Origin of the sequence: Saccharothrix obliqua (genome assembly GCF_019375475.1) — a bacterium.
GTDB lineage: Bacteria > Actinomycetota > Actinomycetes > Mycobacteriales > Pseudonocardiaceae > Actinosynnema > Actinosynnema obliqua.
Genome location: NZ_JAHXGQ010000005.1, coordinates 425565 through 452518, shown reverse-complemented (window position 1 = coordinate 452518; position 26954 = coordinate 425565). Strand labels below are relative to the sequence as shown.

Below are 26954 nucleotides of genomic sequence, written 5' to 3'. Positions count from 1 at the left end.
TCGACGAGAATTGATCCGGTGATGGATGAATTGGCCCCGAAGCTGCTCGTGCTGCGCGCCCTCGGCCGGGACGAGCACGTCACGCGTGCGGCGGAGGCGGCGGGCGTGCCGCAGCCGACGGTCAGCCGCTGGCTCGCCGCCATGGGCGAGTCGCTGGGCGCGCCGGTCGTCACGCGCGCCGGCAGGCGGGTGCGGCTGACCAGGGCGGGGCGGCTGCTCGCGGACGCGGCGGACCGGGCGCTGGCCGTGCTGGAGGCGGGTCACCGGGTGGCGGTCGAGGACGTCGACCCGGCACGCGGCACGGTGGCGCTCGGCTTCCTGCACCTGCTCGGGCGGACCCTGGTGCCGGAGCTGGTGCGCGGGTTCCGGACCGACCACCCGGACGTCCGGTTCCGGCTGGTGCAGGGCTCGCGGCAGGTGGTGCTCGACCACCTGGAGCGGGGTGTGGTGGACCTGGCGCTGGTCGCGCCGCCGCCCGACGTGCCGGGCCTCGCGCACGCCGTGGTCCGCGAGCAGGAGCTGGTGCTCGTGCTGCCGCCGGGTCACCGGCTGGCCGTGCGCGCCGCGGTCCGCGTCGCCGAACTGGCCGGTGAGGACTTCGTCGGCCTGGAACGCGGCTACGGGTTGCGGCAGATCACCGACGACCTGTGCGCGGCGGCCGGTTTCACGCCCCGGCCGGCGTTCGAGGGCCAGGACAGCGAGACCGTGCGCGGCCTGGTCGCGGCCGGCCTCGGCGTGGCGCTGCTGCCCCACGCCGAGGGGTCGTCCGACCTGGTGGAACTGCCGCTCGCACCCCGCGCGACCCGCGAGATCGCGCTGGTGTGGCCGACCGACGTGCCGCTGCCACCCGCCGTGCGGGCGTTCCGCGACCACGCCCTCGCCCGTCAGCCCCGGTAGTGCTCGACGAACTCGACCAGCGTGCGCGCGGCGTAGCCGGACGCGCCCGCCACCACCTCGGCGTAGTTCTTGTCCGCGCGGGCCGGGCCCGCGATGTCCAGGTGCGCCCACGGCAGGCCCGCGGTGAACTCCCGCAGGAACAACGCCGCCGTGATGCCGCCCGGTCCGGGCGGGCACTGGCGCAGGTCGGCGATGTCGCTGCGCACGTCGTCCACCAGGTCCTCCAGCAGCGGCATCCGCCACCACGCCTCGCCGGTGCGCTCGCCCGCCTCGGCGATCCGCGTGGCCAGGTCGTCGTCGTCGGCGAACAGGCCACCGGTCCGCACGCCCAGGCTGACCTTCATCGCACCGGTCAGCGTGGCCACGTCGACCAGCACGTCCGGCGCCAGCTCGGCGACCGCGTAGGCGAGGGCGTCGGCCAGCACCATGCGGCCCTCGGCGTCGGTGTTGGTCACCTCGGTGGTGGTGCCGCCGTAGTGGCGCACCACGTCGCCCGGCCGGTACGCGGACCCGGACACGTGGTTCTCCGCGCACGGCACCAGGCCGGTGACCCGCACCGGCAGGCCGCGGCGGGCGATGGCGACCAGGGCGCCGATGACCGCCGCGCCACCCGCCATGTCGGTGCGCATCAGGTGCATCCCGTCGGCGGGCTTCACCGACAGGCCGCCCGTGTCGAACGTGATGCCCTTGCCGACCAGCACCACGTGGGGACCGCCCGGCGCGCCCTGCCAGGTGAGCTGGAGCAGGCGGGGCGGGCGGGCCGAGCCACCGCCGACCGCCAGCACGCCGCCGAAGCCCTCGCGGGCCAGCCACGCCTCGTCGCGCACCACCGCGTCCAGGCCGGGCACGGCCGCCGCGGCCTTCGCGGCGGTGGTCGCGAGCCACGCCGGGTCCTTCACGTTCGACGGCGCGTTCGCCAGGTCGCGGGCCAGCGCGGTGGCCGCCGCGAGGTCCAGGGCGTGCCGCACGTCGTCGGCGGACACGTCCGCGCCGACCAGCCGGAACGACTTCACGCGCCGGGGCGCGGGCTGCCCGGTGACCTTGAACCGGTAGCCGCCCAGGGCGAGGCCCAGCACGAACGAGCGGACGTCCGCACCGGGCGTGACCAGCACGTCGAACGACGTGCCGCCGCCCTGCTCCGCCGCCGCGTCCAGCGCCCGGACCAGCGCCGCGCCCGCCGACCGCCAGTCGGCCGGTCCACCGTCGCCGACACCGAGCACCCACCGGTCCCCGCGCTTGGCGGTCGCGCCCGCCGCACCGGACAGGTCCGCGGCGTCGACCTCCTCGCCACCCGGTCCGAGCACGGGCGGCTCGCCGGGTGTCGCGAGCACCACCCGGCCGGCGCCGCGCCGGGGTGAGCCCGCCGCCTCGACGGCGACGAGCGGGGCGGGCACGGTCAGGCGCACGGGGACTCCTCGGGGAAATCGGGTGGTCAGGACGAAGCGATGCCCCGGTTCCACAGTGGAAACCGGGGCTTCGACGTTGGTCGCTCCGGCTGGGTCAGCCAGCGGCTGCCTTGAGGGCGTCGCCCAGGGCGTTGGCCTCGTCCGCCGACATCTCGACGACTAGGCGCCCCCCGCCCTCGAGTGGAACGCGCATCACGATGCCACGCCCCTCCTTGGTGACCTCAAGGGGACCGTCGCCGGTCCGGGGCTTCATGGCCGCCATCGCGTGCTCCCTCCGTCAACATTCTCCCCGTCCGACCGGAGCCGGATACTCGACCCATTCTCCCCTATGCGGACTCACCGGCGAAACCGAACCGATCTTTCCAACCGGGCCGGGACATGCCGACGATCTTCCGCAACGCCCAGTTCAGGGGCTGGATCGCTGTGCGCGCAAGGATTTCCGGCCGCGTTTTCACCGTCATCCGGTTGTGACCGTTTCCGGCGGCTGTGGCGTGTCGCGGGGTCTCCCTGACAGACTCCGATCCTGTGCGAGCACGTTCCGCGCTCTTCGACGTCTACGGCGGTCACCTCCGCGAGCGGGGTGGCGCCGCGACCATCGCCGCCCTCGTCAAGCTGCTGGAGCCCCTTGACTTCGCGGCGCCCGCCGTGCGCACCGCCGTGTCGCGCACCGTGCGGCAGGGCTGGCTGGAGCCGGTGAAGCTGGCGTCCGGACCCGGCTACGCGATGACACCCCGCGCGGAACGGCGGCTGGACGAGGCCGCCGCCCGGATCTACCGGACGAGGCCGTCCACCTGGGACGGTCGGTGGCACGTCGTGGTGCTGGAGGAGCTGCCCGCCCGCGAGGCCCGCGACCGGCTCGCCTCCTCCCTGCAACTGCTCGGCTACGGCGCGTTGGGACCCGTGACGTGGATCGCGCCGCGGCCGTCGCCGGAGCTGACCGACGTGCTGGCCGCCGAGGGCGTCGCGTCCGCCGCGTTCCACGGCGCGCACGACGGTCCGGACGTGGCGTTGGCGGCACGGGCGTGGGACCTGGGCGCCCTCGGCGCGGACTACGCGCGGTTCGTCGCCGAGTGGGAACCGGTGATGTCCGCTGTGGACGGAACGACGCCGCCGGCGGCGTTCGCGGCGTCCCAGCGGTTCCTGCACGCGTGGCGGAAGTTCCTGTTCCGCGACCCCGGGCTGCCCCGCGAGCTGCTGCCCGCCGACTGGCCGGGCCACGAGGCGGCGGAGTTCTTCGACCGGCACACCGCGCGGCTCGCGCCCGCGGTGCGCGAGTTCGTCGACGACAGCCTGGGTATCGACTAGACCGGAGGTCTCCACGTGTCCGAACTGCTCATCGACGACGCGGACGGTGTTCGCACCTTCACCCTGAACCGGCCCGAGTCGTTCAACTCGTTCACCACGGCGTTGAAGGAGCGGCTGCTGGCGGCGGTCCGGGAGGCGTCGGCGGACGAGTCGGTGCGGGCGGTGGTGATCACCGGCGCGGGCCGCGCGTTCTGCGCGGGGCAGGACCTCAAGGAGCACGTCGGGCTGCTGGAGTCCGGCGACCCGCAGCCGCTGGCCACCGTCGAGCGCCACTACAACCCGCTGGTCAAGGCCGTCGTGGCGATGCCGAAGCCGGTGCTCGCGGCGGTCAACGGCACGGCGGCGGGCGCGGGCGCGTCCCTGGCGTACGCGTGCGACCTGCGGATCGCGGCCGAGTCGGCGAAGTTCCTGATGGCCTTCGCGAACGTGGGCCTGTCCGCCGACACGGGCGCGTCGTGGACGCTGCCGAGGCTGATCGGCCACGGCCGGGCGATGGAGATGATGCTGCTCGCGCAGCCGGTGGGCGCCGAGGAGGCGTTGCGGATCGGCATGGTGAACCGGGTCGTGCCGGACGGCGAGGCGCTGCCCGCCGCGCTGGAGCTGGCCCGCGCGCTCGCGGCGGGCCCGACCACGGCCTACGCCAAGATCAAGGAGGCGATGGCGTTCTCCGGCGAGCTGGCGGCGGCGCTGGAGGTCGAGGCGCGCACGCAGGCCGAGGCGGGCGCGACCGCCGACCACCGGGAGGCCGTGGCCGCGTTCGTGGCGAAGCGGCCGGCGGTGTTCACCGGCCGCTGACGGCGGGCTGAGCGGCGCGGAAGCAGGTCGCGATGTGGTCGTCGACCATGCCCGTGGCCTGCATCAACGCGTAGCAGGTGGTGGGTCCGAGGAACACGAACCCGCGTCGCTTCAGCTCCTTGGCCATCGCCTTGGACTCGGCGGTGACGGCGGGCACGTCGGCCGCCGTCGCCGGCCGCTCGTGGGTCTCCGGCGCGAACGACCACAGCAGTTCGTCCAGCGAGACGTCCAGCTCGGCTACGACGCGGGCGTTGGCGATCGCCGCGTTGATCTTGGCGCGGTTGCGGACGATGCCCGCGTCGGCCATCAGCCGGTCGAAGTCCGCGGACCCGAACGCGGCCACGGTCTCGGGCGTGAAGCCCGCGAACGCGCGCCGGAAGTTCTCCCGCTTGCGCAGGATGGTGATCCAGGACAGGCCGGACTGGAACGACTCCAGGCACATCCGCTCGAACATCTCCACGTCGCCGTGCAGCTCAACGCCCCACTCGTGGTCGTGGTAGTCGATGTAGTCCGGCGTGCTGTCGCCCCACGGGCAACGGTTCATCGGTGGTACTCCCGGGCGAATTCGGCGAACCTGTGCAGGGACCAGCGCACACCCGGCCGGAGCGCGAGGCCGAGCAGCGCGGGCACGTCCTCGGCCCACGCGAACTCGCTGCGCGGGCCGTGCGGCACCACCCGGAACTCGGCCGTGCCGCGCACGAACCAGCCGGTGTGGCGCACGACGCAGCGGTGCGGCGGGTCCCACTCGGTGACGGTCATGGTGTCGGTGAAGCCGATCGGGCCGAGGCCGGTGAAGGCGGTCAGCTCGGTGCCGACGCCCCGGCCGTCGCCGCCGGTCACCGCGACCCGCGTGGCGAGCATCCACTCGCCCTGGCGGGCCCAGTCGGTGCCGGCCGCCCACGTCACCTCCGCCGGGGCGGCGACGTCGACGCGCAGCTCAAGCCGGGTCACGCTCCGCCTCCAACTCGGCGACCCGCTCCCGCAACCGCGCCACCTCGGTCGCGAGCCGGTCCAGCGCCCAGTCCACCTCGGTCATCTTGTAACCGCGGAAGACCTGCTGGAACCGCAGGTCCCGGACGTCGTCCGGGGACACCGACTCGGCGGGCAGCCTGGTCGGCGACGCACCCGGCGGCAGCGGGGCCAGCTCCTCCCCCCGCCCGAACACCAACGACGCGAGCAGGAACACCACGGCCGCCACGAGGACCATGACGACGAGGTAGATGAGCGCGGTGGTCACACGACGAATCGTGGCACATCCGGTGTCGGCGCAGCGCTAAGGAACGCTAGACCGACGCGAACACCACGCAGCGCCGGGCCAGCACGGTGAGCCGGAGCATGATCAGGACGGACACCACCGAGGCCGCCGCGACCGGCGGCGACATCACCAGCCGGGCCGCGTCGAGCTGCGCCGTGGCGAGCAGGATCGACAGGTTGCCGAACAACGCGAAGCCCATCCCGGCGACCGCGACCGCGCCCGCGAACCGGGCGAGCGGGGCCGCGCCCACGCCGCGCCGGGCGAGCACGCGGCCGACCACCAGGGCGCACAGCGCCGCGCCCGCGACGACCCAGCCCGCGGAGTCGTTCGCGCGGGCCACCCACAGGTACCAGGCGGGCGGCGGCGCGACGCCGTCGAACGAGGGCCACGAGCCGATCCAGAACGCGAGGTTCAGCTCCCACAGCACGCGGGCGAGCGGGAGGACCACGATGAGCGTCCACAGCGTCCGGACGCTGTGCGCGAGCGCCAGCAGGCCCTGGTAGTCGCGGGCGGTGTGGTCGACCGGGCCGAAGTCGGCGACCGCGCGGGCCTGCGCCTCGGCCGCGGCCAGGCCGCCGTCCCGGTAGGCCGCCGCCGCGTCGTCCAGGCTGTCGCGTGCTTCGGCGAGCAGGTCCTCCTTGACGTGCTCGGGGCCGCGCAGCCGACCGCCGAGGTCGGTGAGGTAGTCGTCGATCACGCCCGCGCCGGCCACGGCCCACCTCCCAGGACGCCCTCGATCGCGGTGGTGAACTCGTGCCACGCGGTCCGCTCGGCGGCCAACGCGCGCTGCCCGGCCTTGGTGAGCCGGTAGGTGCGCCGCCGGCGACCGCCGACGGTGCTCCACTCGCCGGACACCAGGCCGGCGGTCTCCAGCCGGCGCAGCGCGGGGTAGACGGTGCCGGTCGGCAGGTCGAGCGCGCCGCCGCTGCGCCGTTGCAGCGCCTCGATGATCGCGTAGCCGTGCAGCTGCCCGCCGTCGAGCACGGCGAGCAGCAGCGCGTCGAGGTGGCCGCGCAGCGCATCGGACTTCATAGGTAGCCACTCTACGGGTCGGAGATCCGGGACACATCAGGGACGACCCCGATCACATGTTGCCTGCCTACCTATACCGTCACTACCCATGGACGCACTCGGACTCGCCCGGCTCCAGTTCGCCGTGACGACGTCGTTCCACTTCCTGTTCGTGCTGCTCACGCTGGGGCTGGTGACGCTGGTCGCGATCATGCAGACGCGTGGCGCGGTGACCGGGAACCCCGTGCACGCGCGGATGACGCGGTTCTGGGGCCGGCTCTACGTGGTGAACTACGCGCTCGGCATCGCCACGGGCATCGTGATGGAGTTCCAGTTCGGCCTGAACTGGTCCGGGCTCTCCCACTACGCGGGCGACGTGTTCGGCGCTCCGCTGGCGGTGGAGACGCTGGTCGCGTTCTTCCTGGAGTCCACCTTCCTGGGGCTGTGGATCTTCGGCTGGGACCGGCTCGGCCGGTGGGTCCACCTGGCGTTGATCTGGCTGGTCGCGCTCACCGCGTACGCCTCGGCGCTGTGGATCATGGTGGCGAACGCGTTCCTCCAGCACCCGGTCGGCCACGAGGAGCGCGACGGCGTGCTGCGCCTGGTGGACTTCCCGGCGCTGCTCACCAACCCGCTGTTCACCACCGCGGTGTGGCACGTGGTGCTCGCCGCGCTGACGGTCGGCGGCGTGTTCGTCACCGGCGTCAGCGCGTACCACTTCATCAAGCGCACCACCGAGGTCGACTTCTTCCGGCGGTCGCTGCGGCTGGGCGTGGTGACGACCGCCGTGGTGACGCCGTTGCTGGTCGGTGCGGGCTTCGCCCAGTTCCCGGCGCTCATGGCGTGGCAGCCGACCAAGACGGCGGACGCGGGTGTCGGTGGCGCGGTCGGCCTCGGCTTCATGATCCAGATCGGGATGGTCCTGCTGCTGGTCAGCTGGCTCACCGTGCCGCTGCTGCTGCGGGACCTGGTGGTGCGCATGAGGTTCCCGCTGTACCTGATGGTGATCGGCATCCCGCTGCCGTTCATCGCCGCCATCGGCGGGTGGCTGTACCGCGAGCTGGGCCGGCAGCCGTGGCTCGTCTACGGGCTGCTGCGCACCGAGGACGCGATGTCGGACGTGAGCCGGGACGGGATGTTGTTCTCGTTCATCGCCTTCACCGCCGTGTTCGCCGTGCTGGCGGTCGCCGACTGGGTGCTCATCGCCCGCCTCGCGCGGCGTGGACCGGTCGAGCACGCCGAACCCGTGTCCCCGCTCGTGCCCGCGCTGTGAGCCTCCGGAAGGGAAATCGCTGTGGAAGGTCTGTGGGTCGTCCTGCTGGCGTTGCTGACGGCGGGGTACTTCGCGTTGGCGGGCTTCGACTACGGCGTCGGGCTGCTGTTCCGGTTCGTCGGCCGGGACGAGGCGGAACGGGGCCGCGTGCTGCGGTCGATGACGCCGTTCTTCCTGGGCAACGAGGTGTGGCTGGTGGCCGCCGCGGGCGTGCTGTTCGGCGCGTTCCCCGGGCTTGAGGGCGAGTTGCTGTCCGCGCAACGCGTCCCGTTCGTGGTCGTCCTGGTGGGATTGGTCGCGTTCACGGCGGCCGTGCAGCTGAGGTCGCACCCGTGGTGGGACGTGCCGCTGGTCGGCGGAGCGCTGACCGTCGCGGTCGGCTGGGGCCTGCTGCTGGGCTCCGTCCTCGGTGGTCCGCGTGCGTTGTGGGGTATCGGGGTGCCGGTGCTGTTCCTGTTGCACGGCGCGGTTTTCCTGACCTGGCGGCTGCGTGGCCCGGCGCGTGAGCGGGCCACGCGGATCGCCAGGGCGCTGGTGCTGCCGGCGGTGGCGTTCGTGGCCGCGGCGGTGGCGTTCGGCGGCGTGGTGCGCGAACCCGGTTACGGGTGGATCGGCGCGGCGGTGGCGGTGGCGTTGCTCGTGGGCACGTGGTTCGCGTTGCGCTCGGGCGCGCACCGGCTCGCGTTCCTCTGCACGGCCACCACGTGCGTGCTGCCCGTGCTCACCGTGTTCGGCGCGCAGTCCGTGGTGACCGCCGGAGTCATGGCGCACGCCCCGACCCTGCGTGCGTTGAGCTGGGTGGCGCTGGCCGTGCTGCCGCTGGTGCTGTTGTTCCAGTGGGCCACGTGGTGGATGTCCCGTGCGGCACGTTGACCGGCGTTACGCCGTCGCGCTGGGGGTGCTCGCGGCGGTGACGGCTGTCCTCGTGCCGGTGCAGGCGGAACTGCTCGCGTCCGTGCTGAGCGGTGCCGGCGGGGTGGTCCCGCTGCTCGGCGTGGTGGTCGCGCGTGCCGCGTGGGTGTGGGTCGGACAGGTTGTGGCGCAACGGGAAGCGGCGAAGGTCAAGGCGGCGCTGCGGAAGCGGGTGCTGCGTGACGCGACCGGCACGCCCGGCGAGGTCGCCACGCTCGCGGTCAAGGGCCTGGACGCGGTCGAGCCGTACCTGGCGGGTTACCTGCCGCAGCTCGCGGTGGCCGCGGCCGTGCCGGTGGCGGTGCTCGTGCGGTTGTCGTTCGCGGACTGGGGTTCGGCGTTGGTCATCGCTTTGACGCTGCCGCTCGTGCCGGTGTTCGCGGCCTTGGTCGGCGTGCACACGCGTGAGCGGACACGTGCGCAGTGGGCGGCGATGGCGTCCCTGGGTGGTCACTTCCTCGATGTGGTGCGTGGTCTGGGCACGCTCAAGCTGTTCGGGCGGGCCGCCGCGCAGGCGCGGACCGTGCGGTTGATGTCGCACGCCCACGCCGCCGAGACGATGCGTGCGCTGCGGGTCGCGTTCCTGTCCGCGTTGGTCCTGGAGCTGGTGGCGACGTTGTCCGTGGCGCTGGTCGCGGTGCCGGTGGGGCTGCGCCTGCTGGACGGCGGCGTGACGCTGCACGTGGCGTTGCTCGTGCTGCTGCTGGCACCCGAGGCGTACCTGCCGCTGCGGGCCGCGGGCGCGCAGTTCCACGCGAGCGCGGAAGGGCTGGCCGTGCTGGAACAAGCCCTGGCGACCACCCCGCGCACGACCACGACGACCCGCCGCCGCCCGCCGGACCCGCGCACGTCGCCGATCGTGTTCGAGGCCGTCGAGGTCCGCTACCCGGACCGGGCGGAGCCCGCGTTGAGCGGGTTCCACCTGACCGTGGCGCCGGGTGAGCGGGTCGCGCTGGTCGGGCCGAGCGGCGCGGGCAAGAGCACGGCCCTGGCCGTGCTGCTGGGCGCCGTGCCGCCGACGGCGGGCCGGGTCCTGGTGGGTGGCGTGGACCTGCGTGAGGTCGACCGCGCGGAGTGGCTGCGGCATCTCGCGTGGGTGCCGCAGCGGCCGACGTTGTTCCCGGGCACCGTCGGCGAGAACATCGCGCTCGGCACGCCGGGCGCGGACGTGGTGGGGGCGGCCCGCGCCGTGGGGCTCGGCGACCTCGTGCACGCCCGGCACGCGTTGTCGTCGGGCGAGCGCCAACGCGTCGCCGTGGCCCGCGCGCTGGCCCGCACCGACGCCCGCTTGCTGCTGCTGGACGAGCCGACGTCCCGGTTGGACGGCCGGACGGAGGAGATCGTGCTGAGGGCGACGCGGGGCCGGCCGGCCCTGGTCGTGGCGCACCGACCGGCCCTGCTGGGCGAGGTCGACCGGGTGGTGGAGTTCCGGTGAGGCGACTGCCGGCCGCCGTGCTGGTGGGCGCGGCGGCGGAGTTGGCGGGCGTCGGGTTGACGGCCACCGCCGTGTGGCTGGTGATGCGGGCGGCGGAGCAGCCACTGATGTCGGCGTTGACCGTGGCGGTCGTGGCGGTGCGGACGCTCGCCCTGGCACGGGGCGGCCTGCGTTACGCGGAACGCCTCACCGGGCACGACGCCGTGCTGCGGGCGATGGCGGAGCTGCGCGGGAAGGTGTACGACGCGCTGCTGCGGAGACCGTTGCGGGGCGGGGACGCGTTGACGCGCTTGGTGTCCGACGTGGACGCCGTGCAGGACGCGGTGCTCCGCTGCGCCCTGCCGGCCGGCGTGGCGGCGGTGGTCGGCACAACGGTGCTGATCGCGACCGGTGCCCCGGCCCCGTTGCTCGCGGGAACACTGCTGGCGGGCGTAGTGCTCCCCGCACTCGCGTTCGGCTTGGCGAACCGCCGCCTCCGAGCGCTCGCACCGCTGCGTGCCGAGCTGACCGAGCACGTGGTGGCGTTGCGCGAGGGCGAGGTGGAGCTGACCGCGTTCGGCGCGCTGGACCACGCGCTGGACCGGGCGGGCGACCTGGTGGACGACCTCGCCGCACGAGAGCGCGACCACGCCGCGACGGCCCTCGCCGGCCTGGCCGTCGCGGTGCAGTTCGGCACGGGTGTCCTGCTGCTGGTGAACGGCGAACCGGCACACGTCGTGCTGGGCGCGGTCGCCGCCCTGGAGGTCTTCGTGCCGCTCACCACCGCCGCGCGGCGGTGGGCGGAACACCGCGGCTCGGTCACGCGCGTCCGGGAAACGCTGGCGGCACCACCGGCGGAGCCCCCACCGCCGCTGCTGCTGCCGACCGCGCGGCGGGTCGGCGTCGTCGGTCCCAGCGGCGCGGGCAAGAGCACCCTGCTGCACGCGATCGCCGCGGCCAACCCGGGCCGCGCCAAGGGGCTGCTGGACGACGCGCACGTGTTCCGGCGCCCGGTGCGGGACAACGTCCGGCTCGCCGACCCCGACGCCGGGCAGCCGAGGCTGGACGAGGTGGCCCGCGTCGCCGACCTGGACGTGCCGTGGGACGCGGGTCCCGAGCTGTCCGGTGGCGAGCGCCAACGCCTCCTGCTGGCCCGAGCGCTGCTCGCCGACCCGGAGGTGCTGCTGCTGGACGAACCCGTGGAGGGCCTGGCGACCCGCCACGGCGACCGCGTCCTGAGAGCCGTGCTCGCCGCCGCGCGTGGCCAGGTGGTGCTGGTGACGCACCGCCTCGCGCCGTTGCGGGACTTCGACGAGATCATCGTGGTCGAGGAAGGTCGCGTGACGCAGCGCGGCACGCACGACGAACTCAGCCGCACCCCGGGCCACTACCGCGACCGGTGGACCGCCGAGTGCCCCTAGGCCAAGGCGCGCAACACCTTCGCGGGCGGTCGGGTGCCCGCGATGCCCGCCACCATCTCCACCACGTGCCGGGTCTGCCGGACCTGGTGCGCCCGGAACACCTTCGCGCCCAGCCAGGCGGCCACGGAGGTGGCGGCCAGCGTGCCGTCCACCCGGTCGACCAGGTCCGCGCCCAGGGTCTCGCCGACGAAGTCCTTGTTGGACAACGCCATCAGCACCGGCCACCCGGTGCCGACCAGCTCGTCGAGCCGCCGCAGCAGCTCCAGGCCGTGCCAGGTGTTCTTGCCGAAGTCGTGCGTGGGGTCGATCAGCACGCCGGCCCGCGGCACGCCCAGCGCCACCACCCGCTCGGCCCGCTCGACCAGTTCCGCCGCGACGGAGGCCACCACGTCCTCGTAGCGGACGCGGTGCGGGTCGGTGCGCGGCGGCAGGCCGCCGGTGTGGGAGCACACGATGCCGACGCCGAACTCCGCGGCCACCTCGGCCAGCTCCGGGTCCGCGCCCGCCCACGTGTCGTTGATCAGGTCCGCGCCCTCGGCGCACACCGCGCGCCCCACCTCGTGCCGCCAGGTGTCGACGCTGATCACCAGGTCGGGGTGGCGCTCACGCACGGCCGCGACGAACGGCACGACACGACGTGCCTCCTCGGCGGCGTCGACCACCTCGCCCTTGGAGCCCGCCTTCACGCCGCCGATGTCCACGATGTCCGCGCCGTCGGCCACCGCCCGGTCGACGGCGGCCATCGCGGCGTCGTCGGCGAAGGTCGCGCCCCGGTCGTAGAAGGAGTCCCGCGTCCGGTTGACGATCGCCATCACCAGCGCACGATCCCCGGGCACCTCACGATCGCCGAACCGCATACCCGGCATCGTGCCACGCCCCGCGATCACGGGGCCTGGCAGGCGTCCAGGGCGGTCCGCACGTCGTCGGTCACGACCAGGGAGTCCAGCGCGGTCCGCGACACGAAGCCGCGTTCCACCAGTTCACCCAGCCACGCCACGAGGCCCCGGTAGTGGTCGTCGACGTCCAGCACCACCACGGGTTTGTCGTGCAGCGCCAGCACCCGCGCCGTCCACACCTCGAACAGCTCCTCGCACGTGCCGATACCGCCCGGCATCGCCAGGAACGCGTCGCCGTGCGCCTCCATCAACGCCTTGCGGTCCCGCATGGTGTCCACCACCAGCAGTTCGTCGGCGTCGTGGTCGGCCCACTCGCGGTCGACCAGGGAGCGCGGGATGACGCCGATGGTGCGCGCGCCACCGGCACGGGCGGCCTGCGACACCGCGCCCATCATCGACCTGCGCCCGCCGCCCCAGGCCAGCGACCAGCCGCGCCGCGCGATCTCGGCGCCCACCTCGGCGGCCAGCTCCAGGTACGGCTCCGGGACCGTCCGCAGCGAGCCGCAGTACACCGTCACCGTGGTCAATGCGCGTCCGCCCATGCCTGGTGCGCCTCGCGCACGACCCGCACCGCGTCGTCCACGTCGTCGGTCAGGTGCAGCAGGGCGAGGTCCTTGTCCCCCACCTTGCCGCTGCCCAGCACCGAGTCGCGGACCCAGTCGTACAGGCCCTGCCAGTACGAGCGGCCGAACAGGACCACCGGGAACTTGGTGACCTTCTTCGTCTGCACCAGGGTCAACGCCTCGAACAGCTCGTCCAGGGTGCCGAACCCGCCCGGCAGGCAGATGAACGCCTGCGAATACTTGATGAACATGGTCTTGCGCACGAAGAAGTAGCGGAAGTTCACGCCGAGGTCGACCCACGGGTTCAGGCCCTGCTCGAACGGCAGCTCGATGCCCAGCCCGACGGAGAACCCGCCCGCCTCGGAGCAGCCCCGGTTGACGGCCTCCATCGCGCCGGGCCCGCCACCGGTGATCACCGCGAAACCGGCTTCGGCCAGCGCGCCGCCCAGCGCGCGGCCCACCTGGTACTCGGGGTGGTCGCGCCCGGTGCGCGCCGAGCCGAACACGGTGACCGCGCTCGGCAGCTCGGCCAGCGCGCCGAAGCCCTCCACGAACTCGGCCTGGATGCGCAGCACCCGCCACGGGTCGGTGTGCACCCAGTCCGTCGGTCCGCGCGAGTCCAGCAGCCGCTGGTCGGTGGTGGTCAGCTCATCGCGGCGCCCGCGACGCAGGACGACCGGCCCGCGCTGCTTCTCCCTGGGGTGCTCGTCGACGCCGTTGTGCTCACTCATTGGCGCGAGTCTATCCGGCGATCACCCGAGGTCGAGGAAGCTCGCCAACACTTCCCGGCACCGTCGGACCTGGTTCACCGGCACGTGCTCCTGCCGGGTGTGCGCCAACGTCGGGTCGCCGGGGCCGAAGTTCACCGCCGGCACGCCCAGCGCGGCGAACCGGGCGACGTCGGTCCACCCGAGCTTGGCCACGGGCGTCCCACCGGCCGCGCGCACCAGCTCCTGCGCCGCCTCGGTGCCCAACCCGGGCAACGCGCCGCCCACCGAGTCCGTCACCACGACCTCGTAGCCGGCGAACACCTCCCGCAGGTGCGCCTCGGCGTCGGCCACGGACCGGTCGGGCGCGAACCGGTGGTTGACGGTCAGCACCGCCGCGTCCGGCACCACGTTCCCCGCGACGCCACCCGACACGTGCACGGCCTGGAGGCCCTCCCGGTAGAGGCACCCGTCGATCTCGACGGTCCGCGCCTCGTACGCCTCCAGCCGCCGCAACGCCTCGCCGAGCGCGTGGATGGCGTTGCTGCCCATCCACCCCCGCGCGGTGTGCGCGCGGACCCCGGAGGTCCGCACCTCGACCCGCATCGTGCCCTGGCAGCCCGCCTCGACGATGGCGTTCGACGGCTCGCACACGATCGCGAGGTCGCCGTCCAGCCACTCCCGCAGCTCCCGCTCGATGCGCCCGAGCCCGTTGCGCGTGGCCTCGACCTCTTCGCAGTCGTAGAACACGAAGGTCAGGTCGTACCGCGGCCGGCGGCCGACACCGGCGGCCAGGCTGAGCATCACCGCGTCGCCGCCCTTCATGTCGCACGTGCCGAGCCCGTGCAGCACGTCCCCGTCGAGCCGCGAGGGGAGGTTGTCGTTGACCGGCACCGTGTCCAGGTGACCCGCCAGCACGACCCGCTTGGGCAGCCCGAGCGTCGTGCGCGCCAGCACCGCGTTGCCCGAGCGCACGACCTCCAGCGACGTCTGCTCCCGCAGCGACGCCTCCACGAGGTCCGCGAGCCGGGCTTCGTCGCCGGAAACGCTGGGCACGTCCACGAGGGCGGCGGTCAGGGAGACGGGGTCGGCAGCGAGGTCCAAGGTGTCAGCCACCCCCGGCACGTTACCGTTGACACCCGTGAGCACCGCGAACACCACTGCCCACGGCGTCGGCCTGGCCACCGTGACCCCCTCCGGGGCCGTACTGGACACCTGGTTCCCGTCCCCGCGACTGGGCGAGGCGCCCCTCGGCACCACCCGCCTGTCCGCCGCGGAGGTGGCGGCCGAACTGGGCGAGGCCGCGGCCAGGCAACTGGGCGTGGACGAGGACCGGGACGTCGAGGTGGTCGGTGTCCGGGTGGGCATCACGCTCGCCGAAGCACCCGCCGACACCTACGACGTCTACCTGCGCCTGCACCTGCTGTCCGCCCGCCTGGTCCGCCCGCACGGCCAGAACCTCGACGGCGTCTTCGGCCTGCTGAACAACGTCGTGTGGACCAACCACGGCCCGTGCGCCGTGGAGGACTTCGAGGAAACCCGCACCAAGCTCCGCGCCAGGGGTCCGGTGACCGTCTACGGCGTCGACAAGTTCCCGCGCATGGTCGACTACGTGGTGCCCTCCGGCGTGCGCATCGCGGACGCCGACCGCGTCCGCCTGGGCGCCCACCTCTCCCCCGGCACCACCGTCATGCACGAGGGCTTCGTGAACTTCAACGCGGGCACCCTCGGCGCTTCCATGGTGGAAGGCCGGATCTCGGCAGGCGTGGTGGTGGGCGACGGCTCCGACATCGGCGGCGGCGCGTCCGTGATGGGCACCCTGTCCGGCGGCGGCAAGCAGGTCATCGAAATCGGCGAACGCTGCCTGATCGGGGCGAACGGCGGCGTGGGAATTTCCTTGGGCGACGACACCGTCGTGGAAGCCGGCCTCTACATCACCGCCGGCACCAAGGTCACAGCGGAAGACGGCACCGCGGTGAAGGCCGCAACCCTGTCCGGCGTACCGAACCTGCTGTTCATCCGGGACTCGACCACCGGCCAGGTAAAGGTAAAGCCCCGCAAGGGCACCGGCGTAGAACTGAACGCCGCACTGCACTCAAACGACTAAAACACAAAACACAACACCAATAACCCAGCTAGCTGCGTGTCATCCCCGTATGGCCTGCGCGCCAGCGAACCGCGCTCGTTCCCTGAGCGCAAACACGCTTTTCGTTTGCGCTCAGGGAACGAGTGTGGTTGTCTTGACCAGGCCATACGGGGATGACACGCAGCCCGCTCTTGATCGTCATCCTTGGCGGTCTGCCAGTCCGGCGAGGACGCTTTTCACCCCGACGAAAAACTCCACCAGTACCCGGCGTCGTCGTGCAAAGACGGCCGCCCACCAGCCGCCTCGTACAACGAGATCGCGGCCACGTTGTCCTCACTGGTGAACAGCCACATCTTCGCGTGCCCCTCCGCACGCACCACTTCCACGAACGCCTCCAGCAGCGCACGCCCCACCCCACGCCGCCGAACCGAGGGCAACACACCTATCTCGTACAGCTGAACCTGGGTGTACCCGACAACATGCCGCTGCCGAACCCCCCAAACCCAACCAACCACCGCATCACCATCAACAGCCACGAACGCCAACGAGGCGGGATCACCGAGAAACCCGGCAACGGGAACATCAACCCCGCGGAACTCCAGAACCGCAGCCCGCAGCAGCTCAGCATCAGCGGCCGAGACCCGCACCACGCGGAAGAAACTCAAGCCAGCCGCTCAACCGCAGCCGCGACCCGCTCATCAGCAGCCGTCAACGCGATCCGCACGTGCTGGTCCCCGGTGGGCCCGTAGAACGTCCCGGGCGCGACCAGTATCCCGCGCCGGGCGAACCAGGCAACGGTGTCCCAGGCGTTCTCACCCCGGGTGGCCCACAGGTACAGCCCGGCCTCCGAGTGGTCGACCGAGAAACCCGCGTCCTTCAACGCCGGCAGCAGCACCTCACGCCGCCGCCCGTACCGCGCGCGCTGCGCGGCCACGTGCTCGTCGTCGTCCAACGCGGCGGTGATGGCCGCCTGCACCGGCCGGGGCACGATCATCCCGGCGTGCTTGCGGACCTCCAGCAGCCCGGCGACCACGTCCGGGTCACCGGTCACGAAGCCCGCCCGGTACCCGGCCAGGCTGGACGACTTGGACAGCGAGTGCACCGCGAGCAGGCCCGTCAGCGACCCGCCGTTCACCGACTCCCGGAGCACGGACACCGGCGACGCCTCCCAGGCCAGCGCCAGGTAGCACTCGTCGGAGGCCACCACCGCGCCGACCGCGCGCGCGTCCGCGACGGCACCCGCCAGCGCGTCCTCCGGCAGGACGCGCCCCGTGGGGTTGGACGGCGAGTTCAACCACACCAGCCGGGTGCCCTCGGGTGGCGGCTCGCCGTCGGCCAGCCGCACCACCGTCGCGCCGCACAGCCGCGCGCCCACCTCGTACGTCGGGTACGCGAGCGCCGGGATGGCGACCACGTCACCGGGCCCCAGTCCCAGCAACGTCGGCAGCCACGCCACCAGCTCCTTGGAGCCGATGGTGGGCAGCACCGCGACGGGGTCGAGCCCCCGGACCCCGTGCCGCCGCTCCAGCGCGCCGACCACGGCCCGCCTCAGCTCGGCGGTGCCGTGCGTGGTCGGGTACCCGGGTTCGGCGGCCACCGAGGCCAGGGCGTCCTGGATGATCCTCGGCACCGGGTCCACGGGCGTGCCGACGGACAGGTCGACCACGCCGCCGGGGTGCGAACGCGCCTCGGTGGCGTGGCCTGCCAGGGAATCCCAGGGGAAGTCCGGGAGCCGCTTCGTCACTCGTGCGACGCCTGCGGCGGGAGAGCCTTCACGAAGGCCGGGTCCGCGCTCACCTTGCCCACCTTGGAGGCGCCGCCCGGGGAACCGAGTTCGTCGAAGAAGTCCACGTTCGCCTTCGTGTACTCCTTCCACTCGTCCGGCACGTCGTCCTCGTAGTAGATGGCCTCAACGGGGCACACCGGCTCGCAAGCACCACAGTCGACGCACTCATCCGGGTGGATGTAGAGCATCCGGTCGCCTTCGTAGATGCAGTCGACGGGGCACTCTTCGATGCACGCCTTGTCGAGCACGTCCACGCACGGCTGGGCGATCACATAGGTCACTGCGCTCTCCTGCTCTTGTCCTGGTCCACACCGCGCAAGCCGGAGAGTACGCGGCGAGTCCGATTGTCCAACGCTCAGGCTTGCCTAATCAGCACCGTGCTCCAGCTCACACCCCGGGTGTTCACCGGCACGGCTCCACGAGGTACGCGCTCCACACCCGCGCAGGTCCTGGCGGGTGGAGCGGGGTCTCTGGCGCGCACCGGGGCCTCCAAGGCTTCGCGACCCCGAAGACGGCGGGTCCACGACAACCATGCCGGCAGAGATCAAGAGCACAAGGGGTCGGGGCTCTCCGCGCCCAGAACAGCAGGAAGCAAGACGGGTTCCCGATGACAGGGGGCGCGCACAGACAACGGCCGAGCCGCCCACCCCGGCCAAGCGACCTCAGCAGCTACCGAACCCCACCGCTCTCGCGCTCGAACCACTTCTCCGCTTCCCCCCGCACCCGCCGCAACGCGGACCGCTCCCCCAGGTAGTCACCCACGACCCCGACCACCGGCACCATCCCCAATGCCTGGTGGTAGAACCGCCCCTGCGGGCGCTTGTCCAGCTCCCCCTCTAACGCCCACAACACCTTGCCGAGCTTCCACACCGTGCGCCCGACACCACGCACGGTAGACCGGACACCCAGCTCCGAGGTCAACTCCTCGGTAACCCGGTCCTCCTCCACCCGGTCCTCCTCCGCCCGCTCCTCCTCCGCCCGCTCCTCTTCCACCCGCTCCCCGGGAGCACGCCCGTCCACCTCCCGCTGGAACAACACGTGCGCGAGGAGCCGAACCCGGTCCTCCACCGAGGTGAACCCGTGCTCACCGGCCATCGCGGACAGCAGCAGCCCCTGCCCCGCCGCGCCCAGCGCGGCCTGGACCGGCAGCCGGTCGGCCAGCGCGCCGCCGACCCCGGGCAGCGCCGCCACCAGCGACACGAGCCTCCCGACGCGGTTCAGCCACCACGCGTCCCGCTGCGCCACGTCCATCCGCGCCCACCCCGCGGTGCCGGGCACCTTCACCTCGGCCAGCCGGTCCCACAGGCGCGCCACGCGCCCTCCGCCGACCCTCTCCCGCTCCCGCAACCCGAGCAGGTCGGCGTCGCGGACCCGGTCCAGGACCGGCCCGGTGGCCCGCACGAACGGCCGCAGCGCCCGCACCACGTCCCGGTCACTGATCGACGGCACGGACCGGTCTCCCCATGAACGCGCCGACCGCGACGGCGGCGGGCAGCGCACCGCCCGCGAACAACAGCAACGTCCGCCAGTCGCTCATCAGCACCGCGTCACCGCCCGGCCCGAACATGCCGAACAGCAGCAGCGTCCCGAACCACACCAGCAGCGGCGAGGCGGCGGCCACCGGTCGGCGCGCGTACCGCGACGCCACGACCACCAGCCACGGCGTCGTCACGGTGGCCACCAGGACGGTCACCGGGAACGGGTAGTCGGCGACCCGCGGCAGCAACGTGCCGTCCAGGCGCAGCGGCAGGAAGAACAGCTCCAGCACCGCCAACACGAACGCCTGGACCATCAGTGCCGCGAGCGCCAGCCCGTCTCTCAATCGAGCCCTCCGAACAGGTCCGTGCCCGCGCCTTCCGCCGAGCCCCGTGCCAGCACGTAGGACTCGGCGGGCAGCACGGGCTGCGCGATGCCGTTGGACAGCGCGTACGCGGCACGCGGCCCGTCCTGCCACACACTGACCTGCGTGGAGTGCGCGCGCAACGCGCGGAGCTTCGCCACCAGGTGCTCCGACACGTCGACGGTGGTGGTGATGTCGGCGTCGTCGGTGGCCGGCAGCTCGCCGGGCGCGGGCAGCCGCCACGGCAGGTCGTCCCAGGTCGCGAGGCCCGCCGTACCTTCTTCCAGTGCCGCTCGGGACGTGGCCGTGTAGAACACCCGGTCCACGTCGCCCGCGGCGGCCATGGTGATCTCGTGCGCCCGGATGTGGTCCGGGTGCCCGTACCCGCCGAACGCGTCGTACGTGACCACGACCTGCGGTTTCACCGACGCGATGATCGCCGCGAGCTGTTCGGCCTGCTCGTCGGCCGAGCCGCGGGTGAACGCGCGCGGGTGGCTGTTCGCGGCGACGCCCGCCATGCCGGAGTCACGCCACCGCCCGACACCGCCGAGGAACCGGTGGTCGGTCACGCCGAGGGCGGTGCAGGCGGATCTGAGTTCGGCGACGCGGTATCCGCCGAGCTGGTCGGCGGCGCCGGCGGCCAGTTCGCTCAGCGCGGGCGGGATGATCTCGCCCTCTTCGCCGAGGGTGCAGGTGACCACGGTGACGTGCACGCCGGTCGCCGCGTAGCGGGCGATGGTGCCGCCCGTCCACAGGCTTTCGTCGTCCGGGTGTGCGTGTACCAGCAGCAACCGTGGTGGAGCAGTCAGCGTCACCAGATCAGCGTAGAGACCGGGTCCGACGGCGCAGGTCGGGGGAGGGTTGCCGACCCGCACAGCAAGACCCCGCACAGCAAGACCTCGCACAGCAGAACCCCGCACAGCGAGGCCTCGCACAGCGAGGGCCGGGCCGGCCACCTGGCACCCCAGGCAGCCGACCCGGCCCTCGGCTCAGCTCACACCGAGCGGAACCCCACCGTCACCCGACGATGGACCGCACCTCGGCGAAGTGGCACGCCGACAACGTCCCGTCGGCGTCACCCCGCCGCTCCAACTTCGGCTCCTCCACCGCGCAGATGTCCTGCGCCTTCCAGCACCGCGTGCGGAACCGGCAGCCGGACGGCGGGTTCACCGGCGACGGCACGTCACCGGTGAGCACGATCCGCTGCCGCTGCCGCTCCTGCTTGGGGTCCGGCACCGGCACGGCCGACAGCAGCGCCTGCGTGTACGGGTGCATGGGCCGGCTGTAGATGTCCTCGCGCTCACCGAGTTCGATGATCTTCCCGAGGTACATCACGGCGACCCGGTCGGAGATGTGCCGCACCACGGACAGGTCGTGCGCCACGAACAGGTACGCGAGGCCCAACCGCTCCTGGAGTTCCTCCAGCAGGTTCACCACACCGGCCTGGACGGACACGTCCAGCGCGGACACCGGCTCGTCCAGCACGATGAGCTTCGGGTTGAGCGCCAGCGCGCGGGCGATGCCGATGCGCTGCCGCTGACCGCCGGAGAACTCGTGCGCGTAGCGGTTGCGGTGCTCCGGGTTGAGGCCGACGAGTTCCATCAGCTCGTTGACCCGGTGCTGGACGTCCGTGCCGCTCTCCGTGCCGTGGATCTTGAACGGCTCGGAGATCAGCTCGTTGATCTGCCAGCGCGGGTTGAGCGACGCGTACGGGTCCTGGAACACGATCTGCATGTCCCGCCGGATGCCGCGCAACGCCTTGCCGCGCAGCTTGGTCAGCTCCTTGCCCTGGAACCTGACCGAGCCGGAGGTGGGCTTGTGCAGCTGGAGGATGGCGCGCCCGGTGGTGGACTTGCCGCAGCCGGACTCGCCGACGAGGCCCAGCGTCTCGCCCGCACGCAGGTCGAAGGACACGCCGGACACGGCCTGCACCTGCCCGACCGTGCGCGGAACGATGCCGCCGCCCCGCACGGGGAACGACTTGACCAGGTCGGTGACCTCCAGCAGCGGCGCGCCGCCGGCACCGGACGCGGCACCGCCCGCCTGCGGGTTCACGTCAGTTGCAGTGCTCATGAGGTGGGCCTCTCATCTTCGTGCAGCCGCGCCTCCACGTCGTCGAGTTCTTCGGCGACGGGGATGTCCGGGTTGGCCATGGTGACCGCCGCGGGGTTCTCCACCACGCCGATCTCCTCGTGCGCGAACAGCCGCTGCGGCTGCTCGATGGTGGCCAGGTGCGCGGACCGGTGGCAGCGGGCGAAGTGGCCCGTGCGGTCGGTTTCGAGCAGTTCCGGCTCGGTCTCCCGGCACACGTCGATCGCGAGCGGGCAGCGCGGCGAGAACGAGCAGCCCTTCGGGAGGTTCATCAGCGAGGGCGGCGCGCCCTTGATGGGGGTGAGCCGCTTGCCGAGCAGCTGCGGGTTCGGGATGGACCCGAGCAGGCCGACCGTGTAGGGCATCCGCTGGGCTTCGAAGACCTCGTCCACGCCGCCCTGCTCGACGACCGTGCCGCCGTACATCACCTGGACGCGGTCCACCATGCCCGCCACGACGCCGAGGTCGTGGGTGATGATCATGATGCCGGCGCTCGTCTCGTCCCGGATGCGCAGCAGCGTGTCCAGGATCTGCGCCTGCACGGTCACGTCCAGCGCCGTGGTCGGCTCGTCCGCGATGATCACGTCCGGGTCGTTGATGATCGCCATGGCGATCATCGCGCGCTGCCGCATACCGCCCGAGAACTCGTGCGGGTACTGGGCGGCGCGGCGGTCCGGCTGCGGGATGCCGACGAGTTCCAGCGATTCGACCGCCTTCGCCCACGCGGCCTTCTTCGACACGTCGTGGTGCGCGAGGTACGCCTCGGCGAGCTGCCACCCCACCGTGTAGACGGGGTTCAGCGACGTCATCGGGTCCTGGAAGATCATCGAGATGCCGTTGCCGCGCACCGGCTGCATCTGCTTGTAGGTCCGACCGACCAGCTCGTCGCCCTTGAACCGGATGGAGCCGCCGACCCGCGCGGTCTTGGGCAGCAGGCCCATGACCGCCATGGACGACACGGACTTGCCGGAGCCGGACTCGCCGACGATGCCCAGCACCTCGCCCGGCCCGAGCGTGAACGACACGTCGCGCACGGCGTGGACCACGCCGTCCTCGGTGGGGAAGTCGACCGAGAGGTTCTCGACCCGGAGCAGCTTGTCCCCGGCGAGCCCTCGGGACGCCGACTCGGGAGCGTTCATGACACCCAACTCACTCATGCCTTCACCCTCTTCTGGCGCGGGTCGAAGGCGTCCCGGAGGCCGTCGCCGATGAAGTTGACCGACAGCGAGATCAGCACGATGAAGATGAACGGCGTGAAGAACAGCCACGGGTGCAGCGTCAGCTCGTTCTTGTTCAGGCTGATCATGAGGCCGAGGGACGTGTCCGGGCTCTGCACGCCGAGGCCGATGAACGACAGCGCGGCCTCCAGCAGCACGGCCTGCGCGATGGCCAGGGTCGCGTTGACGATGATCACGTCGATGGTGTTCGGCAGGATGTGCCGGAACACGATGCGGGAGGTCGACGCGCCCAGCGCGCGGGCCGCCTCGACGAACTCCTTCTCACGCAGCGACAGCACCATGCCGCGGATGACGCGGGCGATGGACAGCCACATGATCAGGCCCAGGTACAGGGCCACGACGACCCAGTTGCTGCCGCCGCCACCCGCGACCGAGGCCACGAAGCTGTTGCGGACCAGCACCGCCGCGATGACCAGGCTGGGGATCACCAGGATCAGGTCGATGAACCGGCTGATCACGGCGTCGACCCAGCCGCGCAGGTAGCCCGCGAGCGAGCCGAGCACCACGCCGATGATCGTGGACAGCACGGCCACGAAGATCGCGATCTGGAGCGAGAACTGGGTGCCGCGGATGATCTGCGCGACCATGTCGAACCCGAGCCGGTCGGTGCCGAACGGGTGGTCGCCGGTCGGGTCGAGGTAGCGGCGGAAGGTCTGGTCGTACGGGTGCTTCCAGAGCCACCCGCCCAGGAAGGCGAACAGCACGAGGACCACGAACAGCACGAGGCCGACCAGGGCCGCCTTGTGCCGGGTGAACCGGCGCAGGATGACCTGCCACTGCTTGCGGGCCGCCGTCGAGTCGAACTGGCTCGCCTCGCCGGTGCTCGGCCCGGTCGGCGCGGCCACGGGGGAACCGATCTCAGTCAAGGCGAATCCTCGGGTCCAGGATCGCGTACATGACGTCCGCGATCAGGTTGAACACGATGATGAACACGGCCGTCACCATCATGAAGCCGAGCACCTGGTAGGGCTCGATCTTCGTGATCGCCTCGACGAGGAACTTGCCCATGCCGGACCACCCGAAGACGGTTTCGGTGATCACCGCACCACCGAAGTTCGCACCGATGTTCAACGAGGACACCGTGATGATCGGGATGAGCGCGTTCCGGAAAGCGTGCTTGAAGATCGCCCGGCCCTGGGAGACGCCCTTCGCCTGCGCGGTGCGCACGTAATCGGCGTTGAGGGTGTCCAGCATGGACGCGCGCTGGAACCGGCTGTACAACGCGAACTGGATGACCACCAGGCAGATGGTGGGCAGCACGTACGCGCCGGTGTACTGGAAGACCTGGGTGCCGATGCTGCCGCTGAAGCCGTCACCCGGCGGACCCGCGGTGATGATCCACCGGTCCGCGCCGATCGACTCCAGCCAGTTGTTCAACTCGATGCCACCGGCCTTGAGCACGAGTGCCACGCAGAAGAGGGGCATCGAGAACATCGTGAACGATATACCGGTGGCTATGTAGTCGAAGATCGAATATTGTCGCACGGCGCCGATGACGCCGACCGCGATGCCGAGGATCAGCGCGATGATCTCGGCGCCCAGGATCAACCGGAGGGTGACGCCGAACGCCTTGAGGACCTCGTCCTTCACCGGCCTGCCCGCGTTGCCCGGGACGACGGACTCGCCCCAGTCGCCGGTCACGAAGTCACCCGCCCAGGTGGCGTAGCGCTCGAAGAACGGCTTGTTGTAACCGGTCCGCTCGTAGGCGGCGGAGATCTCCGCCGGGGTCCTCGGCTTCTGGAGCTTCCACTCGCCGAGGGGGTCGCCCATCGCGTTGACGAGTCCGAAGCAGAGGAATGAGGCGACGATCAACAGCGGGATCGAGATCAACAGCCGCCGGATTATGTAACGGAACATGACAAGTCTCTAGTCTCCCTAGGCGCCCCCGCCCAAGCGGGCCAGCCTACCGGACGCGGACACCGCCCGGGGGGCCGGTGCTTGTGGCACCGACCCCCCGGTCGGAACAAACGGAATGGCGTCGTGAGCTGGAGGCAGCTCGACTTACTTCTTGATCTGCCAGGCGTAGAGGTTCCAGGTCACGCCACCACCGACACCGATGTACGAGATCGGGCCGATGTCCGCGGTGGACGCGGCGAAGTCGGTCAGCTGGAACAGCGGGACGCTGTGCAGGTCCTCGCGCATCTGCTTGTCGACGTCGTTCATCATCGTGATGCGCTTCTGGAAGTCCAGCTCACCGTTCGCGGCCTGCCACTTCTCGGTGACCACGGCGGAGTCGTAGTTGTTGTAGTTCGCCGACCCGCCCTTCTCCTTCTGGGCGTAGTTGCCGAACGCACCGGCCTTCAGCGGCTGGCCGACCCACGCGAACAGGGCCGCGTCGAACTCGGACGCCGGGAGGCGCTTGTCGTTGAAGTCGGCGGCCTGGTCGTCGATGATCTCGATGCCCGCCTGGCGGCACTTGTCCTGGAGGATGCGGACGGTGTCCGCACGGCGCTGGACCGTCTTGTGGCCGATCTTGAAGGACGCGCGGAACTCACCCTTGGTGTAGATGCCGTCGCCGCCCTGCTTCCAGCCGGCGTCGTCCAGGGTCTTCTTGGCCGCGGCCACGTCACCGTTGCCGACGTCGCCGTAGTGGTCCTCGTAGCCGACCTCGTTCGGCATGAAGGTGAACGAACCGAGCGGCTTGGCGTTCGGGTCGACGTCCTTCACCAGCTTCTCGACCAGGTCCTGCCGGTCGAAGCACTGGGCGACGGCGAGGCGCAGCTCCTTGTTGTTCTTGAACAAGGGGCGGTCCATGTTGAAGTCCACGTGCTCGTAGGTCTGGCCACCGGCCGCGTAGACCTTGAACGAGCTGTCACCGCGCAGCTGCTGCGCCACGGCCGGGTCGGCCTGCGGGGCGATGACGACGACTTCCTTGTTCTGGAGCTGCTGGGCCGCCGACTGGGCGTCCGTGTTCGTCTTCAGGACGACCTTCGACGCGGCGGGCTTCTCGCCCCACCACTTCGGGTTGCGCACCAGGACCGTCTGGTCCTTCAGGTCCGAGGACTCGATCAGGTACGGACCGCCGGAGAGGGCGACCGCCGGGTCGAAGCCCAGCCAGCCCTTGGTGTAGAACTCGGCGACCTTCTTGACGGTCTCGTCGTTCTGGGACGGCAGGACCTTGGTGATGTCCGCGACGCCGGTCTTCTGCTCCAGCACGTGGGCCGGGAGCAGGCCGTCACTGCCGACCTGCGAGAACAGCGCGCGGTAGTCCGCGAACGGCTTGTCCTTGAAGAACGACGTGGTGATCGTCTTGCCGTTGTCCGAGCACTCGAGCTTCTCGATGTTCTCGTAGCCCGTCGGGGACGAGTCGAAGATCGAGGCTTCCGAGCCGTCGTCGCCCTTGACCGTCGCCTTGCTGGTGGCGGCCAGCCACTTCAGGTGGAAGTCCTTGCAGTCGATCGGCGCGCCGTCGGACCAGACGGCGGCCTTGTTGACCTTCCACTCGATGACCTGCGGGTCGCTCGACGTGACCTTGATGGACTCCATCAGGTCGCCGTCGATCTTGATGACGAACTTGCCGTCGACCAGGTCGGTGATGTACGGCGAGGGCTGCACGTTGGACAGCGCGATGGTGCTGGAGAAGTTGTTCGTCGCGCCGATGTTGTTGTTGTAGTTGTGGAAGCCCTCTTCGATCGCGACCGCGATCTCACCGATGTCGTCCACCTTGGGACGCTTGAACAGCTCGTCCTGACCACCGATCTTGCCGGGGTCGGAGTTCTGCTGCTCACCCTGGTCGGTCCCGCCGGTGCTGCCGCCGCCACCACACGCACTCAACACGAGTGCGGCGCCGGTCAGCAGCGCAAGCGCCGAGACAGCCTTTGATCTCCTCATCGACACGTGCCCTCCTAGCACTGGGTTGGAGCACCGCTCAGCGGTGAACTCCACCCATAACCGTGATGTGCCAAACGCGCCCCGAACCGACACACCGTTGCAGCACGATAAGAACCCGCCGCAAGCAGGGTCACGACCCCCCGGCCGATCGTGACCAAAGGGTGACACGCTGGTAGCAGCAAGCTACTCCGTCGTTACCGCGCGGGAGCGTTTGTTAACCGGACGTC

30 protein-coding genes are annotated in these 26954 nt (G+C 71.5%); 8 read left to right on the top strand and 22 right to left on the bottom strand.

The features are described 5' to 3' along the window. Positions 1-21 precede the first annotated feature (21 nt). A complete protein-coding gene (locus KZQ38_RS18955; protein WP_257901771.1) occupies positions 22-897 on the top strand; it encodes a LysR family transcriptional regulator in 876 nt (291 codons plus the stop codon). On the opposite strand, the gene KZQ38_RS18950 is transcribed toward KZQ38_RS18955, so the two are convergent. Both KZQ38_RS18950 and KZQ38_RS18945 read right to left on the bottom strand, forming a co-directional pair. Continuing rightward, positions 885-2303 (bottom strand): leucyl aminopeptidase family protein, encoded by a 1419-nt coding sequence (locus KZQ38_RS18950; RefSeq protein ID WP_219443423.1) that lies wholly within the window; start codon positions 2301-2303, stop codon positions 885-887. The genes KZQ38_RS18955 and KZQ38_RS18950 overlap by 13 nt on opposite strands. A gap of 94 nt (positions 2304-2397) precedes the next feature. Next, a complete protein-coding gene (locus KZQ38_RS18945; RefSeq protein ID WP_012783412.1) occupies positions 2398-2565 on the bottom strand; it encodes a DUF3117 domain-containing protein in 168 nt (55 codons plus the stop codon). 263 nt (positions 2566-2828) lie between these two features. Between KZQ38_RS18945 and KZQ38_RS18940 the strand changes: the two genes are divergently transcribed. Continuing rightward, complete coding sequence (locus KZQ38_RS18940; RefSeq protein WP_308258468.1) at positions 2829-3608, top strand: PaaX family transcriptional regulator; 780 nt, start codon at positions 2829-2831, stop codon at positions 3606-3608. 15 nt (positions 3609-3623) lie between these two features. Next, positions 3624-4403 carry an enoyl-CoA hydratase-related protein gene (locus KZQ38_RS18935; protein WP_219443421.1) on the top strand — a complete coding sequence of 260 codons (780 nt, stop codon included), beginning with the start codon at positions 3624-3626 and terminating at the stop codon, positions 4401-4403. Here the strand turns inward: KZQ38_RS18935 and KZQ38_RS18930 are convergent. From KZQ38_RS18930 to KZQ38_RS18910, 5 genes are read right to left on the bottom strand one after another with little or no spacing between them, the layout of a single operon-like run. Next, the gene (locus KZQ38_RS18930; RefSeq protein ID WP_219443420.1) at positions 4390-4947 is read right to left on the bottom strand and encodes a DNA-3-methyladenine glycosylase I; all 558 of its coding nucleotides are present in this window, start codon (positions 4945-4947) and stop codon (positions 4390-4392) included. The two genes, KZQ38_RS18935 and KZQ38_RS18930, sit on opposite strands and share 14 nt — an antisense overlap. Continuing rightward, a complete protein-coding gene (locus tag KZQ38_RS18925; protein WP_219443419.1) occupies positions 4944-5354 on the bottom strand; it encodes an SRPBCC family protein in 411 nt (136 codons plus the stop codon). Before KZQ38_RS18925 ends, KZQ38_RS18930 begins: the two co-directional genes overlap by 4 nt. Further along, positions 5341-5640, bottom strand: a complete 300-nt coding sequence (locus tag KZQ38_RS18920) for a DivIVA domain-containing protein (RefSeq protein ID WP_219443418.1) — start codon at positions 5638-5640, stop codon at positions 5341-5343. The genes KZQ38_RS18925 and KZQ38_RS18920 overlap by 14 nt, the downstream gene beginning before the upstream one ends. 46 nt (positions 5641-5686) lie before the next feature. Further along, the gene (locus KZQ38_RS18915) at positions 5687-6370 is read right to left on the bottom strand and encodes a permease prefix domain 1-containing protein (protein WP_219443417.1); all 684 of its coding nucleotides are present in this window, start codon (positions 6368-6370) and stop codon (positions 5687-5689) included. After that, complete coding sequence (locus KZQ38_RS18910) at positions 6352-6690, bottom strand: PadR family transcriptional regulator (protein WP_219443416.1); 339 nt, start codon at positions 6688-6690, stop codon at positions 6352-6354. The genes KZQ38_RS18915 and KZQ38_RS18910 overlap by 19 nt, the downstream gene beginning before the upstream one ends. Before the next feature lie 88 nt (positions 6691-6778). On the opposite strand from KZQ38_RS18910, the gene KZQ38_RS18905 reads away from it, so the two are divergent. Genes KZQ38_RS18905 through KZQ38_RS18890 form a run of 4 tightly spaced genes read left to right on the top strand, consistent with a single transcriptional unit; the run spans position 6779 to position 11689 of the window. After that, positions 6779-7942 (top strand): cytochrome ubiquinol oxidase subunit I, encoded by a 1164-nt coding sequence (locus KZQ38_RS18905; protein ID WP_219443415.1) that lies wholly within the window; start codon positions 6779-6781, stop codon positions 7940-7942. Between the two features lie 21 nt (positions 7943-7963). Continuing rightward, positions 7964-8815, top strand: a complete 852-nt coding sequence (locus tag KZQ38_RS18900; RefSeq protein ID WP_219443414.1) for a cytochrome d ubiquinol oxidase subunit II — start codon at positions 7964-7966, stop codon at positions 8813-8815. Then, a complete protein-coding gene (cydD, locus tag KZQ38_RS18895; protein WP_219443413.1) occupies positions 8802-10289 on the top strand; it encodes a thiol reductant ABC exporter subunit CydD in 1488 nt (495 codons plus the stop codon). Before KZQ38_RS18900 ends, cydD begins: the two co-directional genes overlap by 14 nt. Beyond that, positions 10286-11689: an amino acid ABC transporter ATP-binding/permease protein gene (locus tag KZQ38_RS18890; RefSeq protein ID WP_308258467.1), complete on the top strand. Its 1404-nt coding sequence runs from the start codon at positions 10286-10288 to the stop codon at positions 11687-11689. Before cydD ends, KZQ38_RS18890 begins: the two co-directional genes overlap by 4 nt. Here the strand turns inward: KZQ38_RS18890 and folP are convergent. The 4 genes from folP to dapE are packed head-to-tail and all read right to left on the bottom strand — an operon-like array spanning position 11686 to position 14971. Continuing rightward, complete coding sequence (folP, locus tag KZQ38_RS18885; protein ID WP_219443412.1) at positions 11686-12555, bottom strand: dihydropteroate synthase; 870 nt, start codon at positions 12553-12555, stop codon at positions 11686-11688. The two genes, KZQ38_RS18890 and folP, sit on opposite strands and share 4 nt — an antisense overlap. 17 nt (positions 12556-12572) lie before the next feature. Beyond that, positions 12573-13127 carry an LOG family protein gene (locus tag KZQ38_RS18880; protein WP_219443411.1) on the bottom strand — a complete coding sequence of 185 codons (555 nt, stop codon included), beginning with the start codon at positions 13125-13127 and terminating at the stop codon, positions 12573-12575. Continuing rightward, positions 13109-13879 (bottom strand): LOG family protein, encoded by a 771-nt coding sequence (locus KZQ38_RS18875; RefSeq protein ID WP_219443410.1) that lies wholly within the window; start codon positions 13877-13879, stop codon positions 13109-13111. The genes KZQ38_RS18880 and KZQ38_RS18875 overlap by 19 nt, the downstream gene beginning before the upstream one ends. Positions 13880-13900: 21 nt before the next feature. Continuing rightward, positions 13901-14971, bottom strand: coding sequence for a succinyl-diaminopimelate desuccinylase (gene dapE, locus KZQ38_RS18870; protein WP_219443409.1), 1071 nt, complete (start codon positions 14969-14971; stop codon positions 13901-13903). A gap of 25 nt (positions 14972-14996) precedes the next feature. On the opposite strand from dapE, the gene dapD reads away from it, so the two are divergent. Beyond that, a complete protein-coding gene (dapD, locus tag KZQ38_RS18865) occupies positions 14997-15962 on the top strand; it encodes a 2,3,4,5-tetrahydropyridine-2,6-dicarboxylate N-succinyltransferase (protein ID WP_219443408.1) in 966 nt (321 codons plus the stop codon). Between the two features lie 215 nt (positions 15963-16177). Here the strand turns inward: dapD and KZQ38_RS18860 are convergent, their stop codons facing one another. The 11 genes from KZQ38_RS18860 to KZQ38_RS18810 all read right to left on the bottom strand — a co-directional run bounded on the left by KZQ38_RS18860 (position 16178) and on the right by KZQ38_RS18810 (position 26727). Beyond that, complete coding sequence (locus KZQ38_RS18860; protein ID WP_219443407.1) at positions 16178-16606, bottom strand: GNAT family N-acetyltransferase; 429 nt, start codon at positions 16604-16606, stop codon at positions 16178-16180. After that, positions 16603-17685 (bottom strand): succinyldiaminopimelate transaminase, encoded by a 1083-nt coding sequence (gene dapC, locus KZQ38_RS18855; RefSeq protein ID WP_219443406.1) that lies wholly within the window; start codon positions 17683-17685, stop codon positions 16603-16605. Before dapC ends, KZQ38_RS18860 begins: the two co-directional genes overlap by 4 nt. Beyond that, positions 17682-18008 (bottom strand): ferredoxin, encoded by a 327-nt coding sequence (fdxA, locus tag KZQ38_RS18850; protein ID WP_033430540.1) that lies wholly within the window; start codon positions 18006-18008, stop codon positions 17682-17684. Before fdxA ends, dapC begins: the two co-directional genes overlap by 4 nt. 388 nt (positions 18009-18396) lie before the next feature. Further along, complete coding sequence (locus KZQ38_RS18845) at positions 18397-19176, bottom strand: hypothetical protein (RefSeq protein ID WP_219443405.1); 780 nt, start codon at positions 19174-19176, stop codon at positions 18397-18399. Further along, a complete protein-coding gene (locus tag KZQ38_RS18840) occupies positions 19160-19549 on the bottom strand; it encodes a hypothetical protein (RefSeq protein ID WP_257901654.1) in 390 nt (129 codons plus the stop codon). The genes KZQ38_RS18845 and KZQ38_RS18840 overlap by 17 nt, the downstream gene beginning before the upstream one ends. Then, entirely contained in the window at positions 19546-20382 is an 837-nt protein-coding gene (mshB, locus tag KZQ38_RS18835; protein WP_219443404.1) for an N-acetyl-1-D-myo-inositol-2-amino-2-deoxy-alpha-D-glucopyranoside deacetylase, read from the bottom strand. The genes KZQ38_RS18840 and mshB overlap by 4 nt, the downstream gene beginning before the upstream one ends. Before the next feature lie 202 nt (positions 20383-20584). Beyond that, a complete protein-coding gene (locus tag KZQ38_RS18830) occupies positions 20585-21640 on the bottom strand; it encodes an ABC transporter ATP-binding protein (RefSeq protein WP_257901653.1) in 1056 nt (351 codons plus the stop codon). Continuing rightward, positions 21637-22815, bottom strand: a complete 1179-nt coding sequence (locus tag KZQ38_RS18825; protein WP_219443403.1) for an ABC transporter ATP-binding protein — start codon at positions 22813-22815, stop codon at positions 21637-21639. Before KZQ38_RS18825 ends, KZQ38_RS18830 begins: the two co-directional genes overlap by 4 nt. Continuing rightward, entirely contained in the window at positions 22812-23762 is a 951-nt protein-coding gene (locus tag KZQ38_RS18820; protein WP_219443402.1) for an ABC transporter permease, read from the bottom strand. The genes KZQ38_RS18825 and KZQ38_RS18820 overlap by 4 nt, the downstream gene beginning before the upstream one ends. Beyond that, positions 23755-24753, bottom strand: a complete 999-nt coding sequence (locus KZQ38_RS18815; RefSeq protein ID WP_219443401.1) for an ABC transporter permease — start codon at positions 24751-24753, stop codon at positions 23755-23757. The genes KZQ38_RS18820 and KZQ38_RS18815 overlap by 8 nt, the downstream gene beginning before the upstream one ends. Positions 24754-24897: 144 nt before the next feature. Beyond that, positions 24898-26727 carry an ABC transporter family substrate-binding protein gene (locus tag KZQ38_RS18810; protein ID WP_219443400.1) on the bottom strand — a complete coding sequence of 610 codons (1830 nt, stop codon included), beginning with the start codon at positions 26725-26727 and terminating at the stop codon, positions 24898-24900. Positions 26728-26954 lie beyond the last annotated feature (227 nt).